The sequence below is a fragment of the Pseudomonas marginalis genome (genome assembly GCF_024169655.1).
Classification (GTDB): Bacteria; Pseudomonadota; Gammaproteobacteria; order Pseudomonadales; family Pseudomonadaceae; genus Aquipseudomonas; species Aquipseudomonas paraveronii.
In genome coordinates this window covers 676229-692758 of record NZ_JALJWV010000001.1, presented here as the reverse complement: position 1 = coordinate 692758, position 16530 = coordinate 676229, and the positions used below count along the sequence as shown (strand labels likewise).

General features: G+C 61.3%; 13 protein-coding genes and 2 pseudogenes. 9 read left to right on the top strand and 6 right to left on the bottom strand.

The window, feature by feature from the left end; all coding sequences use genetic code 11:
• Positions 1-226 precede the first annotated feature (226 nt).
• The 4 genes and pseudogenes from J2Y83_RS02945 (at position 227) to J2Y83_RS29750 (ending at position 3395) form a co-directional block, all read left to right on the top strand.
• On the top strand, positions 227-943 hold the full coding sequence (locus J2Y83_RS02945; RefSeq protein WP_247404016.1) for a hypothetical protein: 717 nt from the start codon (positions 227-229) through the stop codon (positions 941-943).
• A gap of 2 nt (positions 944-945) precedes the next feature.
• Positions 946-1269, top strand: a pseudogene (locus tag J2Y83_RS02940) (Fic family protein); the annotation flags it as partial.
• A 251-nt stretch (positions 1270-1520) separates the two neighbouring features.
• Positions 1521-2537 (top strand): annotated as a pseudogene (locus J2Y83_RS29755) (HAMP domain-containing protein); the annotation flags it as partial.
• Positions 2538-2600: 63 nt separating this feature from the next.
• Positions 2601-3395 carry a methyl-accepting chemotaxis protein gene (locus J2Y83_RS29750; RefSeq protein ID WP_437181029.1) on the top strand — a complete coding sequence of 265 codons (795 nt, stop codon included), beginning with the start codon at positions 2601-2603 and terminating at the stop codon, positions 3393-3395.
• 484 nt (positions 3396-3879) lie between these two features.
• Here the strand turns inward: J2Y83_RS29750 and J2Y83_RS02930 are convergent, their stop codons facing one another.
• The 6 genes from J2Y83_RS02930 to J2Y83_RS02905 are packed head-to-tail and all read right to left on the bottom strand — an operon-like array spanning position 3880 to position 9907.
• Positions 3880-4647 carry an ABC transporter ATP-binding protein gene (locus J2Y83_RS02930; RefSeq protein ID WP_253393269.1) on the bottom strand — a complete coding sequence of 256 codons (768 nt, stop codon included), beginning with the start codon at positions 4645-4647 and terminating at the stop codon, positions 3880-3882.
• Between the two features lie 6 nt (positions 4648-4653).
• Positions 4654-5985, bottom strand: coding sequence for an ABC transporter substrate-binding protein (locus tag J2Y83_RS02925; RefSeq protein ID WP_253393268.1), 1332 nt, complete (start codon positions 5983-5985; stop codon positions 4654-4656).
• Positions 5986-6033: 48 nt separating this feature from the next.
• On the bottom strand, positions 6034-7101 hold the full coding sequence (locus J2Y83_RS02920; RefSeq protein ID WP_253393267.1) for a branched-chain amino acid ABC transporter permease: 1068 nt from the start codon (positions 7099-7101) through the stop codon (positions 6034-6036).
• 21 nt (positions 7102-7122) lie between these two features.
• Positions 7123-8004, bottom strand: a complete 882-nt coding sequence (locus J2Y83_RS02915) for a branched-chain amino acid ABC transporter permease (RefSeq protein WP_253393266.1) — start codon at positions 8002-8004, stop codon at positions 7123-7125.
• A 2-nt stretch (positions 8005-8006) separates the two neighbouring features.
• A complete protein-coding gene (locus tag J2Y83_RS02910) occupies positions 8007-8807 on the bottom strand; it encodes an ABC transporter ATP-binding protein (RefSeq protein ID WP_253393265.1) in 801 nt (266 codons plus the stop codon).
• Positions 8808-8815: 8 nt separating this feature from the next.
• Complete coding sequence (locus J2Y83_RS02905; RefSeq protein ID WP_253393264.1) at positions 8816-9907, bottom strand: AMP-binding protein; 1092 nt, start codon at positions 9905-9907, stop codon at positions 8816-8818.
• Between the two features lie 432 nt (positions 9908-10339).
• Between J2Y83_RS02905 and ssuD the strand changes: the two genes are divergently transcribed.
• The 5 genes from ssuD (at position 10340) to J2Y83_RS02880 (ending at position 16489) form a co-directional block, all read left to right on the top strand.
• A complete protein-coding gene (gene ssuD, locus J2Y83_RS02900) occupies positions 10340-11485 on the top strand; it encodes an FMNH2-dependent alkanesulfonate monooxygenase (RefSeq protein WP_128191646.1) in 1146 nt (381 codons plus the stop codon).
• Positions 11482-12327 carry an amidohydrolase family protein gene (locus J2Y83_RS02895; protein ID WP_253393263.1) on the top strand — a complete coding sequence of 282 codons (846 nt, stop codon included), beginning with the start codon at positions 11482-11484 and terminating at the stop codon, positions 12325-12327. Before ssuD ends, J2Y83_RS02895 begins: the two co-directional genes overlap by 4 nt.
• A 79-nt stretch (positions 12328-12406) precedes the next feature.
• The gene (locus tag J2Y83_RS02890) at positions 12407-13579 is read left to right on the top strand and encodes an acyl-CoA dehydrogenase family protein (protein WP_253393262.1); all 1173 of its coding nucleotides are present in this window, start codon (positions 12407-12409) and stop codon (positions 13577-13579) included.
• Between the two features lie 200 nt (positions 13580-13779).
• Positions 13780-15207 carry an LLM class flavin-dependent oxidoreductase gene (locus tag J2Y83_RS02885; protein WP_253393261.1) on the top strand — a complete coding sequence of 476 codons (1428 nt, stop codon included), beginning with the start codon at positions 13780-13782 and terminating at the stop codon, positions 15205-15207.
• A 31-nt stretch (positions 15208-15238) separates the two neighbouring features.
• Entirely contained in the window at positions 15239-16489 is a 1251-nt protein-coding gene (locus J2Y83_RS02880) for an acyl-CoA dehydrogenase family protein (protein ID WP_253393260.1), read from the top strand.
• The last annotated feature ends 41 nt before the right edge of the window (positions 16490-16530 follow it).

Here is a 16530-nt window from a genome sequence, read left to right as displayed (position 1 = left end):
ATTCCTGTCACTTAATGCCGTATAGCATTTTTTCTACACGCCGGATTGCTGAATCAGAATAACAGGGCAGACTGTACGCGCGACACATCGGGAGAGAGAAAAGGCCGCCGCCATGCTTTTTTTGCCCCAATCCAATCCAATCCAATGCGAACCCGCGAACTTTGAAGGCAAACGCCTACCCAAACCCCGTCATTACCAAGGTTGAGCCACTAACAGGGAGAAAATAATGAAGCAGGACGCCAGCAAGCGCTCATCAATTCATACCGGCTTGGGCACTGTCATCGCACGCCTGGGGCTGTTGCTCATCGTGCCGTTGGCTGTCGGGGGCTGCACCTTCAAGAAAACCGATGTCCAGAACCCGGCCGAGATGGCCAAGTACGACCCCGCCAGTACGGCGCGCATCCGCCTGATCAGCGGGCAAGGGGCATACGCAGGTTTCGTATCCGGCCAAAGTTGCGAGCAGTATTTCAACGACACTTACAGAAAAGCGCTGGCCGCCCGCGAGCGGCCGCAAGGATGGAATCCTTCGCGTATCGAGCCCAGCGGTCAGAGCACGGATATCTTCGGCATGTGGCCTTCCGACTACCAGAACAATGTCATCGGCATGCCGACCTCCCCGGTCAGCGCGAAGATCGATGAGACGCGCAGGTACTTCGATGAACGTGTGGTCCCGGCCGGCCAGCCGCTGATCGTGTTTGTGGCGTTCGTCACGTCCGGGTCCAGTTGCTCTTCTGCGCCCGTGAGTTTCGTGCCACGCGCAGGCGCCGACTATGAAGTCCGGCAGGCATTCCAGTCGCAAACATTCCAGACAACGTGCCGCAATGAGGTGGTTGAGTTGAAAGCCGGCGAGGAAAAACCGATGTCCCCGAATTACTGCATCCAGGACTCGTCGGGCGATTATCACACCCGCAGCGTTACCCCTGTCAGCCAGGCTGGGCTATAGGATGGCTGACCAAATGCATACTCGTCCCTGCCGTGGCCTTCGCACGGGAACGAAAATGGATCACGGAGACGGAGGAGGCGGTACTGTCGGCCGCCATAAAATTGAAGGTCGTAAAATCTGCAGATGTAGCAGCCGTACTCCCTCAGCAGTCGAGCAATCAACGGACTTACCTGATCAAAAAGCTGGTGGACCAAGGGATGCTTCTACCGCTAAACGCAGGCGCGAGGCAGTACACGATCGGATTTTCTAACAACTATCTCATTCGAGGTGTAATCAAGTCTCTCAGGGAACAAGGCTTCATACCTGAGCCGCTGGAAAGCCCCTAAGCATCGATTAAAGACCGGATGAGCGGAAATCGCCCTTCGCTGTGCAGCAGTCCATGAATCACCTCAAGAAGCCCGCCTCGTGCGGGTTTTCTTGTTTTTGACTGCCTCTCCTTACCCCCCTCCACCTTCCCCCCACATATCCCCTACCCCTCCAGCGCGGCCACCAACCCCTTCACACCTAAAGGTTTACCGGGCTACTGCCGATACGCTTGGACAGTCCCCCCCAAAAGACCCAGTGAACTCAATACGCCATGAATAAAAGTCTTCGTTTCAGTCACAAAATTCTTTTGGCCGTGTCGCTGATAGTGATGCTCGCCTTCACCCTATTCACGTTGTACAACGACTATTTACAGCGCAATGCCACTCGCACCAGCCTGGAAAACTATTTGACTGAAATGGGTGACTCTACCTCCACCAATATTCGCAACCTGCTGGAGGGGCGGATTAATTTGGTGAGGAATCTGGCGCAGAACATTGCCAGGGAGCCTGCCAATGCCGAGACGCTGATGGATGAGAGCGTCCTGACCTCAAGTTTTCTCACCGACTACCTGGGCAAGGTCGACGGCAGTTTCAGTATTCGTCCGAACACCAAGATGCCCGATGGCTATGACCCGCGTTCCCGCGCTTGGTACAAGGACGGTATGAACGCCAACGGCGCCATACTGACTGAGCCTTATATTGATCTGGCCACCAACAAGATGGTCATTAGTGTCATCAGCAAGGTTTCCAACAGCATCGGTGTGGTCGGCGGTGACTTGGCGTTGGATGGTCTGGTGGAACTGATCAACTCGTTGAAGTTTGGCGGCATGGGCTATGCGTTCCTGGTCAACGATCAGGGCAAGATCCTGGTCCATCCGGACAAAGCGTTGGTCATGAAGTCGCTTTCGGATTTGTACCCTACACACACACCGAAACTTTCCGGCGAGCTGACCGAGGTCCAGGTCAATGGGCAAGCCCGCTTGCTGAGCTTCGCACCGATCAAAGGTCTACCTTCCGCCAACTGGTACATCGGCCTGTCTATCGATAAAGACAAGGCTTACGCGACGCTGAGCCAATTCCGTTATTCGGCGGTGATTGCCACCATCGTTGCGGTGATCCTCATCATCGTCCTGCTGACTTTTCTGATCCGCGTACTGCTCCAACCGCTGCACGCGATGACCCGCGCAATGGAGGACATTGCCCAAGGCGAAGGTGACCTCACCAAACGCCTGGTTATCCACACGCAAGACGAGTTCGGCACCCTGGGCAATGCGTTCAACGATTTTGTCGAACGTATCCACACCTCGATCCGAGAAGTCTCCTCAGCGACCGAGCACGTCAACGAGGTGGCGATGCGCGTGGTCAGCGCCTCCAACTCATCGATGCTCAACTCCGACGAACAGGCCAGCCGTACCAACAGCGTTGCCGCTGCCATCAACGAACTCGGCGCTGCGGCTCAGGAAATAGCCCGTAATGCCGCTCAGGCCTCGCAACAGGCCAGCGACGCGCGGGGTATGGCCGAGCAGGGTCAGCAAGTGGTCGAGCGCAACATCAGCGCAATGCATCAGCTGTCGGACATGCTCAGCGCATCGAGTACGAATATCGAATCGCTGAACAGCAAAACGGTGAATATCGGGCAGATCCTTGAGGTGATCACCAGTATTTCCCAACAAACCAACCTGCTCGCGCTCAACGCCGCCATCGAGGCCGCACGGGCCGGGGAAGCCGGACGCGGGTTTGCGGTGGTGGCCGATGAAGTACGCAACCTGGCGCATCGCACCCAGGAGTCGGCACAACAGGTGCAAAAAATGATCGAGGAGCTGCAAGTCGGCGCCCGGGATTCGGTCAGCACCATGGGCGACAGCCAGCGCCATAGCCAAGACAGCATGGAAATCGCCAACCTGGTCGGCGAGCGCTTGAGCAGCGTGACCCAGCGCATCGGCGAGATCGATGGCATGAACCAGTCGGTCGCCACCGCCACCGAGGAACAGACCTCGGTGGTGGAGTCGATCAACATGGACATTACCGAGATCAACACGCTCAATCAGGAAGGCGTGGAAAACCTGCAATCGACCCTGCGCGCCTGCGCCGACCTGGAACAGCAGGCGGCACGGCTGAAGCATCTGGTGGGCAGTTTCCGCATCTGACCTATTCCAGGCGCCGATCCATAGACGTCCACGGTCGTCTATGAATCCCCAAGAAGCCCGCCTCGTGCGGGCTTTCTTGTTTCTGCGATTCCACTCTATGGCTGGAATGGATGGCGCGGTTACAGCATGCGCAAATCCAGCGGCAACAGGCGGATATCACCGGCATGGAGTACCGGGCGCGGTAACGGCAAAAAACGCAGACAAAGCGGCGACTTTACGCATGATGCTCTCTTCAAATTATTAAGGCGGTAGGGATGCAAAAAATGCTGATCTTCCCGCAACAATCCGAAAAGCATGCCAACACAATAAAATCATATATTTCAATTAGTTAAATAAACTTAACAACTATTTATCGCAGGTATTAATCCGCACTTTGTGAACTCGGTGTTGCACTGTAAACACTTGGCACACGTTAAACTTGTCTGACACACAAACAAAAAAAGGAAAGGCTTACGGCCTTTCCTTTTTCAACACGCAACACCGCCTAAGCCTGCGCAGCGCCCAGGTAATAGTTCTGCATTTGCTTACGTGTCGCCAGTTCGGCTGCCGAGCCTTCGTCCACTACCCGACCGTTCTCCAGCACAAACGCGTAATGCGCGTAATCCAGGGCGATGTTGATGTTCTGCTCGGCCACCAGCAGGCTCAACCCCTCATTGCGATTGAGCCGGGCAAGGATCTCGAAGATTTCTTCGACCACCTGGGGCGCCAGGCCCATGGACGGTTCGTCCAGCAACAACAGGCACGGCTCGGACATCAGCGCACGACCGATCGCGACCATTTGCTGCTCGCCACCGGAGGTCAGGCCCGCCAGGCGTTTGCGCAGCAGGCGCAACCTTGGGAAGTAGCCGTAGATGCGCTCCAGACGCTGGTTCAACACCTTGCGCGACGGTCGCCCGGAAAAGCCGCCGATCAGCAGGTTCTGCTCGACCGTCAGGTGCGTGAAGCAATGTCGCCCTTCAAGCACCTGGGCCAACCCCGACAGCACCAGGTTGGCGGGGTCGCTCTCGGTGACCACGTGCCCTTGGTAAACCACCCGGCCCTCGGTCACTTCACCGCGCTCTGCGCGCACCAGGCTGGAGATGGCCTTGAGGGTGGTGCTTTTGCCCGCACCATTCGCCCCGAGCAACGCCACCATCTGCCCCTTGCCGACCTGTAGCGTGACGCCGCGCAAGGCGAGGATCGACTGTTCGTAGAAGACGACGACCTGCTCGACGCTCAGCAAGGGTGGGTTGGCGTATAGGCTCTGGCTCATCGGACCTTATTGCTCCTGGCTGCAATTGCGCGGGGTGATGCCTTTTTCCTTGGCGTACTGGGCAGCGGAAGCCTCGATGATCGGCCGCAACAACGCACGGTCGGCCTGGACCCAGTCGCTGATCAGGTTCCAGCGCTGGCCGTCCCATTGCTGAAAGCGCACCGCACCGCCGCCTTCATGATCGGCGCACGACAACTTCAACGGCTGTACCAGGCCCTTGGCGCCCAATGCCTGCAACCGCGCATCGTCGAGGTTCAGGTGTTCGAAGCCCCAACGCACCTGCTCGCCGGTCAACGGCTTGGCGCCGTATTTGGCCTGCGCAAGGCGCACGGCTTCGACGTTGAGAATGCCGTTCACCACACCGAGGTTGTAGTACACCGTACCGAAGCGCTTCGGATCGGCCAGGTTGCCCTTGCCGGCGTCCACCACGCTTTGCTTGATGCCCTGCAGCACCGGGAAATCTGTGCCGGAAGGGTGGGTGGTGATGGAAATGAAGCCTTTGGCGGCCGCGCCTGCCGGCACCACGTCCTCTTCCGAGTTACTCCAGATGTTGCCGATGATGTGATCCACCGGGTAACCGACCTTTTGCGCGGACTTCAGCGCCACCGGATTCATCACCCCCCAACCGCGCAGGATCACCCAGTCCGGCTTGAGGCGACGGATATTGAGCCACTGCGATTGCTGCTCGTTGCCGGGGTGCGGCACTTCCAGCAGGGTCAGTTCGAAACCGGCGTTTTTCGCCAGGGTTTCCAGGACGCCATTGGTTTCCTTGCCATACGGCGAGCCGTGGTAAAGCACGGCGATCTTCTTGCCTTTGAGTTTGTCCGCCCCACCTTCGCGCGTGCCGATGTAGTTGATGATTGCCGAGACTTCCGAATACGGGTTGAGCTGCAACGGGAACACGTAAGGGAACACGCTACCGTCGGTGGAGTCGGTGCGGCCGTGGTTGATGGTGATCAGTGGCAATTTGTCGGCCGTCGAACGGTCCAGCGTCGCGTAGGCAATGCCCACCGACAACGGGTTGGTCGCGGCGGCCGGCGCACCATTAAGGCCGCCCTTGAGGCGCTCGTAGCATTCGACGCCCTTTTCCACCACATACTCCGTTTCGCACTCGCTCCAGGTCAGCTTGACGCCGTTCACCCCACCCTTTGCGTTGATGTATTGCAGGTAGTCGATAAAGCCGCCGAAGAAGCCGGTGCCACCGGCGGCGTAAGGTCCGACCCGATAGCTCTGCAAGGGGAAGTACTGTTCGTTGTCGGCGTGAGCGCCGGCACTGAGCCCGGCGGTGATCAAGGCCAAGCCTAATAGCAGGCGGCGCAGCGGTGTGCGGTGAGTCATGAAGGCAGTTCCTCGTGAACGAAGGATGGGGGTCAGGGATGAGAACAATCAGTAACGCAACGGCCAGATCCGGGCCCGCTGGCGAAAGCGTTGCCACAGTCGGGCCAGGCCCTCGGGTTCCTTGATCAGAAAAGCGATGATCAACGCGCCAAAGAGCATTTTCTGCAGGTTTTCCAACTGGCCGGAATCGATCAGCCCACCGGGCAACAGCCCGAAGAGGTTGGCCAGCAGAATCGGGAACAGCACGATGAAAGCGGCGCCCAGGACATTGCCGAGCACACTGCCCAGGCCGCCGATAATGATGATGAAGAGCACTTGAAATGAGCGGCTGAGATCGAAGCCGTGGGGCTCCACCGTGCCCAGGTAGGCAAACGCCCACAGCGAACCGGCAACCCCGAGGTAGAAGCCACTGATGGCAAACGCCAGCAGCTTGGCCTTGAACAGGCGGATGCCGATCACGGCGGCGGCGGTGTCCATGTCGCGCACGGCCATCCAGTTGCGGCCCAACTCGCTGCGCACCAGGTTTTTGCCCAGCCAGAACAGCACCACCACCACCGCCAGGGTCAGCAGATAACGCCCACGGGGCGAACTGAAATCCAGCCCCGCGATCAGCAGCGGTGGCGAGGTGATGACCCCGGAGGCGTTGTCGTTGGTAAACCAACTGAACCGGGTCAGTCCCCACTCCACCACGAACTGCGCGGCCAGGGTCGCCACCAGCAGGTAAAAGCCCTTGATCCGCAGGCTCGGCAAACCGAAGAGCACAGCCACCAGCGCAGCAATCACTCCGCCCAGCGCGAAACTCACCAGCAGCGGCAAACCCGGCACGCGCAACTGCAGGTTGTAGGCCGCGAACGCCCCCACCGCCATGAACGCCGCCGACCCGAGGGACAACTGCCCGGCATAACCGGTCAACAGGTTCAGCCCCAGCCCCGCCAGGGACAACACCAGCAGCGGCAGCAGAATCGCACTGAACCAATAGTCATTGCCCAGCCAGGGCACCGCAATGAAGGCAACCCCCAAGAACAGCCACAGGCCTACGCGGTCCTGGCGCAAGCGGAACGTGCGCCGTTCCATCGCATAAGAGGTGCTCAGTTGACCGGCTTCTCGATAAAGCATGAAGGCATTCCTTGAAAAAAATCAGACCCGTTCGATCGCCCGCTCGCCGAATAACCCGGCAGGCCGCACCAACAGAAACAGCATGGCGAGGACGTAAGGCACCCAGTTTTCGATGCCGCTGCCGATGATCGGGCCGAGGTAAATCTCCGCGACTTTTTCCGCCGCACCGATGATCAACCCGCCGACAATCGCCCCGCCGATGGAGGAGAAACCGCCGATGATCAACACCGGCAAGGCCTTGAGCACCACCAATGACAAGGAGAACTGCACCCCCAGACGAGCGCCCCAGAGCAACCCGGCCACCAGCCCGACGAACCCCGCCACCGCCCAGACCAGCGCCCAGATGCGTGGCAGGCGGATGCCCACGGCCAGTGACGCCAACGGATCATCGGCAACCGCGCGCAGCGACAAACCGACCCGGGTCCGGTTGAACAGCAGCGACAAGGCGATCACCAAAGTGGCCGCCGTTCCGGCCGCAAACAGGTCGAATTGCGAGAGCAACATGCCGCGGATTTCCAGCGGCTCGTCGGCGATGCCCAATTCCAGACCGTGGACTTGAGCGCCCCAAAGAAACTGCGCAAAACCTTCGATCATGTAGGACAGCCCGAGCGTGGCCATGAACAGGATGATCGGTGCGCGATTGACCAGGGGCCGCAGCACCATTTTTTCGATCAGCAACGCCAGCACCACCATGCTCGCCAGCGTGACAACAAACGCCCACACGAACGGGAAGCCGCGTTCGAGCAGGCTGACAAAGGTCAGCGCGGCGAACAGCACCATTGCCCCCTGGGCGAAATTGAACACCCCGGAGGCCTTGTAGATCAGGACAAAACCAATCGCCACCAAGGAGTACATGACGCCCGCCAGCAGCCCGCCAATCAGCACTTCGAAGAAAAATTGCATGTTCAGTGGCTCTCCGCACGGGAACGCCGCGTGCCCAGGTAAGCGGCGATCACATCGGGATTGGCGCGCACTTGCTCGGGCGTGCCATCGCCGATCTTGCGGCCGTAATCGAGCACGACCACGTGGTCACACAAGCCCATGACCACCCCGATGTCGTGTTCGATCAGCACCACGGTGGTGCCGAACTCACGGTTGATGTCGCGGATGAATTGGCTCATCTGGCCCTTCTCTTCAGCGTTCATGCCGGCCATGGGTTCATCCAACAGCAACAACCTGGGCTCAGCGGCCAGGGCGCGGGCCAGTTCGACACGTTTCTGCAAGCCGTAAGGCAACTTGCCCACCAGCACATGGCGCCAAGGGTGGATGCGCAGAAACTCGATGATTTTTTCCGCGTGACGGCGCTGCTCGTCGTCCTCGCGAGGCGCACGGCCCAGGCGCAGCACCTGCTCGACCCAACTGCTGCGGCGCTTGAGGTTGCGGCCGGTCAGCACGTTGTCGAGCACGCTCATGCCCTTGAACAGCGCGATGTTTTGAAAGGTCCGCGCAATACCGCGTTCGGCGGCCTGGTGCGGGCGCATGCGCCGCCGGGCCTGTCCGGCATAGGTGACGCTGCCGCTCTGGGCCTGGTAGACGCCGTTAATCACATTGAGCAGCGAACTTTTGCCCGCGCCGTTGGGGCCGATCAATGCACAGATTTCCCCAGCCTTCACGGCGAAGCTGATGGAGGTAATGGCCTTGACCCCCTTGAACGACAGGGAGATGTCATCGAGCCGCAGTAATTCGGATTCAGTGGTTGCGCTCATAGGGCTCGTCAGACGGATTGAGAAATCTGGGGGGGGCGGGTATCGGCACGCTCCTGCCGGGCGGACGGCTCCTGCCAGGTGCCCGGATGGATGCCCAGGGCACCAAAAAAAGCCGCGCTCTCTTGGCTCAGCGCAGGCCCGACCAGCAACGGCACGCGCAGGCGGCTCATGCCCAACACATCGAGTAAGGGTCTGCGGATCAGCCAGTAGCCGAGCCAGCGTCGAAAAACCTGCGCGTCCGGCACCATCGCCCAGCGATACAAGCGATGACCGAGCGTGCCGGGCAACGGCAGACGCTCTCGCGCCCACTGCTCCAGACGGGCATAGGACTCACGCGTGCCCAGCACCAGGGTTGGCCCCAACTCACGGCGGTCGGTGTCGCGCGTGGCCATGGCTTCCGGGAAATTCAGGCAGAACCCGGCGCAAAGCCAGGGCGCCAGCAGGTAACGCGCCTGACCGCTGGCGGCGAACACACGGGCCGCCAAGGCTTCTTCGGCGCCGCTCAGGTGCTCGCGCGCCACCAGCTTGCGGGCGCCTCCCAGCAACTGCGCATGGCTCAACCGCAGGGAAGGCCCGTGCGTATCGGCATGGAACACGAAGGCGACGGCTGCAGAGTCAGTGGCGCAGGCCGGCGGTTCCGCCGCCACGCCCGCGGACAAATCGGTGTAAGCGCTCAACCCCTTCCCGTCACCGGCATTCAGGCCGCGCCCGTCGAGGAACAGCAATACACAGGGTGGAAGATCGGCATGCCGGACCTGTTGCACGGCATCCTGGGCTTCGGCCAGCACGAAGCTCGGGCGCAAACGGGCCAGCAATGCGCGGTTGTCACGTTCGGGGTCCAGCAGGGTGACGCTGCCGCCCAGCCACTGCGCGGCCAGGGCCAGCAACAAGGCTTCGGAACGCGCCTGGCTGATAATCAGTAAATCGTCGTGGCGACCGAACCCGCGCTGATGCAGCGCTGCCGCAAGACGGCCGACCTCCTGCGCCAACTCGCTCCAACTGCGGGTGTGCCAAATGCCCAGGCGTTTGTAGCGCAGGGCTATCGCCGAACCTCGGGCTTGGGCTTGCTGTAACAACGCCAGCGGCAGTGTCTGGGCCATGGGGACTATCCTTCAGAGTGCTATACAGCCACTTTTGCAGTCTCCATGCCAAGATTTAAATCGTTATTTATCAATTAGTTATGTTCATTCTGCGCAAACAATCATGTATTGATTCGGCACAGCCTGCTTAAAGCCTGTTGCCCAGCGAACACTTCTCTCTTTGCGCCCAACTGTTTGCCAGGCAACAGCGTTTCAACACTTATCCTCTTCCAGCGACAGTCATCGCCGCACACAAACCAATCATTTCCTTATAAATCAACAAGTTGATCGATTGGTACGATGCTTGCTCTCTTGGAACTATCGGCCACAGCCACAGACTTGTTCCAACAAGCGCCTCCATAGAGCCGGGCCGGCCCTGCGTTGCACAACCTGCTGCCGTCTTACCTTACCCAAGGCAGCGGGCTTCTTATTTTTGCAGCGAGGAGCATGTTGATGAGTCTTGATATTTTTTGGTTTCTGCCCACCTCCGGCGACACCCGTTATCTGGGCCGATCCGACAGCGGCCGCCCGGCCACCAACAAATACATGCAACAAATCGCGGTAGCCGCCGAGAGCCTGGGCTATGACGGGGTGTTGATTCCCACCGGCAGCAGTTGCCTGGACCCGTGGATTACCGCCGCCAGCCTGGTACCGGTCACCCATCGCCTGAAGTTGCTGGTGGCGCTGCGCACCTCGCTGGGCAACCCCACGGCGTCGGCCCGTCAGGCGGCCACACTGGACCAGGCCAGCAACGGCCGCCTGCTGCTCAACGTCGTACCCGGCGGCGATGCCACCGAGTTGGCCGCCGACGGTATTTTCCTCGACCACGACCAACGCTACGAAGCCGCTGGCGAGTTCCTGAGCGTTTGGCGGCGCTTGCTCAGTGGCGAGGTGGTGGATTTCACCGGTAAGCATGTGCGCGTCGAAGGCGCGCAGAACTTCTTCAAACCCGTGCAGCAACCGCACCCGCCCCTGTATTTTGGCGGGTCGTCCCCTGCCGCCCATGAGCTGGCGGCGCAACAGGTCGACGCCTACCTGACCTGGGGCGAACCGCCGGCGGCCGTGGCCGCGAAAATCGCCGATGTGCGCGAGCGTGCGAAAAAATATGGGCGCACCCTGCATTTCGGTGTGCGCCTGCATGTGATCGTGCGTGAAACCAACGAGCAGGCCTGGGCCGCCGCCGAAGAGCTGATCAGCCACCTCGACGACGATGTGATCGCCGACGCCCAAGAGAACTACGCCAAGATGGACTCCGAAGGCCAGCGCCGCATGGCCGCCCTGCACGGTGGACAGCGCGACAAGCTCGAGGTCTCGCCCAACCTGTGGGCCGGTGTCGGCCTCGTGCGCGGAGGCGCCGGTACGGCGCTGGTGGGCGACCCCGAGACCGTCGCCAAGCGTCTGCAGGAATATGCCGACCTCGGCGTAGACCGCTTTGTACTGTCCGGCTACCCGCACCTGGAAGAGGCTTTCCGCTTTGCCGAACTGGTGTTCCCGCTGTTGGGCAAACAGCCTGTCACGGTCCGCGACCAAGTACTCACCGGCGGCGCGTTCGACGTGCGGGCCGGCCATACATCGGCCAAGGAAGAGGCCACGGCATGAACGTGATTGATATGCGCTGCCGCCCGGCGTACCTGCACGATTTTTTCGGCGCCACCCCAGGCAGCGCCGAGACCGCCACCGCCCGCTGGCTGAACCGGCGGGTGGGCACGCGTGGCGACGACGAGCACTTCGCCCGCTCGCGCACACCCCAGGGGTTTCTCGATGAAGTGCGCGACGCCGGGTTGAGCCGGGCGGTGGTGGTCGGTCGGCACACGCCCGGCCAGCATCTGCCCAACGACCTGATTCACAGCATCGTGCGCGACCACACCGAGTTGCTCGGCATCGCCAGCATCGACCCGGCGCTGCAGGGTATCGACGGCGCGCTGGGCGAAATCGAGCGCGCCCTCTCGACACTGGGCCTGGCCGGGATCGACCTGGAGCCGGGGTTTGGCGAACCGGCCAGGCAGCCGGATGACCCGCTGTACTGGCCGATCTACGAGCATTTGCAGGCACGCGGCATTCCGCTGTTTTTGATGAGCGGGCCGACCACCCCGGACCCCGCCGTCAACAACCCCGAACACCTGGCCAAGGTCGCCCGGGCGTTCCCGCAGCTGTCGATCGTCTGCTACCACGGCTACTGGCCCAACGTGCAGCAAGCGCTGGGCGTGGCGTTCCGCTACCCGAACATCTACCTGGTGCCGGACATGTACCTGTTCCAGCCCGGCAGCGACGCCTACGTGCAAGCGGCCAACGGCTTTCTGGCAGAGCAGTTGCTGTTCGGCTCGTCCTATCCGTTCCGCCCGATTCGTCAATCCATCGAGGATGTCCTGCGTCTGGGTTTCAAACCCGAGGTGCTCGACAACGTCCTCTACGGCAATGCCGCCCGGCTGTTTGGGCTGTAGGACACCTCGCGCTACACGCCGGGACCGGCCGTCATCCAGGGGCGGCCCGGCGCTGTTTTCAACTTCAAGGAGTTCCCCTGTGACCACCCCCAACGATCCTGTGCACGTCGCTCGCCGTCTGGCGGCCGACTGGGCCAGTACGGCTGCCGAGCGTGACGAGCGCGGCGGCACGCCAAAACGCGAGCGTGATGCCCTGCGCGACAGCGGCCTGCTGACCCTGAGTATTCCCCGTGAATTCGGCGGCCTCGGCGCCAGTTGGAGCGACACGCTGAACATCGTGCGCGAGTTCGCCAAAGTCGACAGTTCGATGGCCCATGTGTTTGGTTTCCAACACTTGATGCTGGCCACTGTGCGCCTGTTCTCGCGGCCCGATCAGTGGCAGCCCTGGCTGGAACAGACCGTCCGCCAGCGCTGGTTCTGGGGCAACGCCCTCAACCCGCTGGACACCCGCACCGTGGCCACGCGCGTGGACGGCGGGCGCGAGTTTTCCGGGATGAAAAGCTTCTGCTCCGGGGCCAGCGACTCCGACCGCCTGATTGCCTCGGCGCTGGAGGACAGTGGCGCAGGCAAACTGCTGATCGCCGCAATCCCCACTGACCGCGTCGGCATTACCCTGCTCAACGACTGGAACAATATGGGCCAACGCCAGACCGACAGCGGCAGCGCCCGTTTCGAACGCGTGCGGGTGGCCGAAGATGAACTGCTGCTCGACCCTGGCCCGCTGAGCACGGTGTTTTCCGGGCTGCGACCGCTGTTGGCGCAACTGACGTTCGTCAACCTGTTCCTCGGCATTGCCGAAGGCGCCTTTGAGCAGGCGCAGCACTACACCACCCACGAAGCACGCGCCTGGTTCAAGTCCGAGGTCGAGCGGGCGGTCGACGACCCTTATGTGCTGGCCCACTACGGCGAGTTTTGGGTCGGCCTGGAGGCGGTACGCGCCCTGGCCGAACGGGCCAACGCGTTGTTCGACAAGGCCTGGAACCGCGGCGAACAGCTGCGCGCCGAGGAGCGCGCGAACCTCGCCCTGGCCATCGGCAGCGCCAAGGTCCATGCCACGCGGGTCGGCCTGGACCTGAGTTCGAGGCTGTTTGAGGTGACAGGCGCCCGCGCCACCCACGCCTCGCGGCGCTTTGATCGCTACTGGCGAAACCTGCGGACCCAAACCTTGCACGACCCGGTGGACTACCGCATCCGCGAACTCGGCGAGTGGGCCTTGAAGCAGAAACCGCCGACGCCGAGTTTCTATTCCTGACCACACGCGCCGGGTGTTCGCCACCGTTCACCAGAACAACAAAGTGTTGCTCCAGTGATAGGCAGCCAGCCCCATAAACCGACAAAACCCAGGCATTACAGGCCTTTGGCACTCGGCATGAACTATGCAATCACCCCCTTAAACCACGATTGAACCGCCGTGCGTGCCCCATGAATCAAGACAACTGGAGTTAATCGACTATGGCTTCCCGCATAATCCTCAATGCGTTTGAAATGACCTGCGTGAGTCATCAGGCCGCGGGCACCTGGCGTCACCCGGACAGCCAGGCATGGAAATACAAAGACCTCGATTACTGGGTCGAGTTGGCCAAGCTGCTTGAGCGCGGTTATTTCGACTCGGTGTTTATCGCCGACGTCGTCGGCGTGTATGACATCTATCGCGGCTCGGTGGAAACCTCCCTGCTCGACGCCGACCAGGTGCCGGTCAACGATCCGTTCTTTCAAGTGCCAGCCATGGCCACCGTCACCAAGCACTTGGGCTTTGGCGTGACCTCGGCGCTGACCTATGAACAGCCTTACGCCCTGGCGCGAAAGTTCTCGACCCTCGACCACCTGACCAAGGGCCGCGTGGCGTGGAACGTGGTGACCTCGTACCTCAACAGCGCGGCGGTCAACCTGGGCCTCAAGCAACAGATTTCCCACGACGAACGCTACGACATCGCCGATGAGTTTCTGGACGTGACCTACAAACTGTGGGAAGGCTCCTGGGATGAAGACGCAGTGCTGCGTGACCGTGAACGCGGGATCTTTACCGACCCGAGCAAAGTCCACCCGATCGGTCACAAGGGCAAATACTACGATGTGCCGGGCATCCATCTGTCCGAGCCGTCGCCACAGCGCACCCCGGTGATTTTCCAGGCCGGCGCCTCCAGCCGTGGCCGCGCCTTTGCCGCCAAGCACGCCGAAGGGGTGTTCATCAGCCCGGCCACCGCAGAACAGGCGCGCGAGGTCTCCGATGACATCCGCAACCGCGCCGTGGAGGCGGGCCGTAGCCGTGATTCGGTCAAGGTGTTCACGCTGTTGACGGTGATCACCGCTGAAAGCGATGAAGCCGCGCAAGCCAAATACCGCGACTACCTGAGCTATGCCAACGGTGAAGGCATGTTGTCGTTTTACGGCGGCTGGACCGGCATCGATTTCTCCGAATACGACCCGGACCAACCCCTGGAAGCGATCGACAACGACAGCATCCGCTCGGTGCTGGAACTGCTCGCCACCGCCGACCCCGACCGCAAGTGGACGCCGCGCGACATCATCAAACACCGCAGCATCGGCGGCCTGGGCCCGGTGTTGGTGGGCGGCCCGAAAACGGTGGCCGACGAGATGGAGCGCTGGGTGGACGTCGGCGGTATCGACGGCTTCAACCTGGCCTATGCGATCACCCCGGGCACGTTCGAAGACCTCGTCGAGTTCATCGTTCCGGAGCTGCAACGCCGGGGCCGTGTCCGCACTTCCTATGAGGGCGACACCCTGCGCGAAAACCTGCTCGACGGCACTTCCCCGTATGCCGCAGACGACCATCCGGCGGCACGTTATCGCGGGGCATTCAAAACCGGCGCCAACGCCACCGATCACACCAAACCGTCCAGATTCTCTGACCTGACTTGACGCTTATCTGCGCTGAAGAGGAATCCATTCCATGTCCAGTTTCTCCACGCTGAACACACTGTCTGTCGGTACTGATTACGAGGCGCTCGCCGCGCGTTTTCGGCCGATCTTTACGCGTATTGCCGAAGGCGCGGTCGAACGCGAACGCAGCCGCACGCTGCCGTTCGAACCGATCAAATGGCTCAAACAAGCCGGGTTTGGCGCCGTGCGTGTGCCGGTCGAATTCGGCGGGGCCGGCGCCTCGCTACCGCAACTGTTCCAACTGTTGATTGAACTGGCGGCTGCCGACTCCAACGTGACACAAGCCCTGCGCGGGCATTTTGCGTTTGTCGAAGACCGCCTCAACGCCCAGGCATTCAGCCCACAGAACGCCTGGTTCGAGCGGTTTGTGGCCGGGGAACTGGTCGGCAATGCCTGGACCGAAGTCGGCGACGTGAAGATCGGCCAGGTGATTACCCGCATCAGCCGCCAGGGCCAGCAATGGGTCGCCAACGGCACCAAGTTCTACAGCACCGGCAGCCTGTTCGCCGACTGGATCGACCTGTACGCCCAACGGGACGACACCGGTGCCGATGTGATCGCGGCGGTCCGCGTGCAGCAACCGGGTGTGCGGCAAAGCGACGATTGGGATGGCTTCGGTCAGCGCACTACCGGCAGCGGCACTTCCGTGTTTGAAAACGCAGTGGTCGAAGACGACCACCTGATCGACTTCTCCACGCGCTTTAAATACCAAACGGCGTTTTACCAACTGACCCTGCTGGCCGTGCTGGTCGGGTCGGGGCAGGCGGCCGTGCGAGAGGTGGCCCAACAGGTACGGGTTCGCGCCCGGGTGTTCAGCCATGGCAATGCGGCGGCGGTGCGTGACGATGCGCAGGTGCAGCAGGTGGTCGGCAAAGCCTCGGCGCAGGTCTACACGGCCGAAGCGGCGGCCCTGCGCGCCGCAGCGGCGTCGCAACGCGCCTATGTGGCGCACTTCGCCAAGGATGCGCAGGCCGAACGCGAAGCCAATATTGCCGCTGAGCTGGAGTCGGCCCAAGCGCAAGTGGTGATCGCCGATCTGGTGCTTCGCGCTACCAGCGATCTGTTCAACGCCTTGGGCGCATCTGCCGCACGCACGAGCCTGCAACTCGACCGCCACTGGCGCAATGCGCGCACTGCGGCCTCACATAATCCATTGATCTATAAAGAACGGATCATCGGTGACTGGGAAATCAACGGCACCGAACCGCCCTACGTGTGGCAGATCGGCAGTGGCGGCCAGCAAAACCACACGCAGAAATAGCACCAGAGCGTGTAAAACCGCGAGTTGAAAATGCCCCGGCC

Excerpts from the sequence above, each read along its gene's own strand:
- J2Y83_RS02885 (WP_253393261.1), top strand. The coding sequence starts at position 13,780 with ATGGCTTCCCGCATAATCCTCAATGCGTTTGAAATGACCTGCGTGAGT.
- J2Y83_RS02925 (WP_253393268.1), bottom strand. The coding sequence starts at position 5,985 with ATGACTCACCGCACACCGCTGCGCCGCCTGCTATTAGGCTTGGCCTTG.
- J2Y83_RS02880 (WP_253393260.1), top strand. The coding sequence starts at position 15,239 with ATGTCCAGTTTCTCCACGCTGAACACACTGTCTGTCGGTACTGATTAC.
- ssuD (WP_128191646.1), top strand. The coding sequence starts at position 10,340 with ATGAGTCTTGATATTTTTTGGTTTCTGCCCACCTCCGGCGACACCCGT.
- J2Y83_RS02930 (WP_253393269.1), bottom strand. The coding sequence starts at position 4,647 with ATGAGCCAGAGCCTATACGCCAACCCACCCTTGCTGAGCGTCGAGCAG.
- J2Y83_RS02920 (WP_253393267.1), bottom strand. The coding sequence starts at position 7,101 with ATGCTTTATCGAGAAGCCGGTCAACTGAGCACCTCTTATGCGATGGAA.
- J2Y83_RS02895 (WP_253393263.1), top strand. The coding sequence starts at position 11,482 with ATGAACGTGATTGATATGCGCTGCCGCCCGGCGTACCTGCACGATTTT.
- J2Y83_RS02915 (WP_253393266.1), bottom strand. The coding sequence starts at position 8,004 with ATGCAATTTTTCTTCGAAGTGCTGATTGGCGGGCTGCTGGCGGGCGTC.
- J2Y83_RS02945 (WP_247404016.1), top strand. The coding sequence starts at position 227 with ATGAAGCAGGACGCCAGCAAGCGCTCATCAATTCATACCGGCTTGGGC.
- J2Y83_RS02910 (WP_253393265.1), bottom strand. The coding sequence starts at position 8,807 with ATGAGCGCAACCACTGAATCCGAATTACTGCGGCTCGATGACATCTCC.
- J2Y83_RS02905 (WP_253393264.1), bottom strand. The coding sequence starts at position 9,907 with ATGGCCCAGACACTGCCGCTGGCGTTGTTACAGCAAGCCCAAGCCCGA.
- J2Y83_RS29750 (WP_437181029.1), top strand. The coding sequence starts at position 2,601 with ATGCGCGTGGTCAGCGCCTCCAACTCATCGATGCTCAACTCCGACGAA.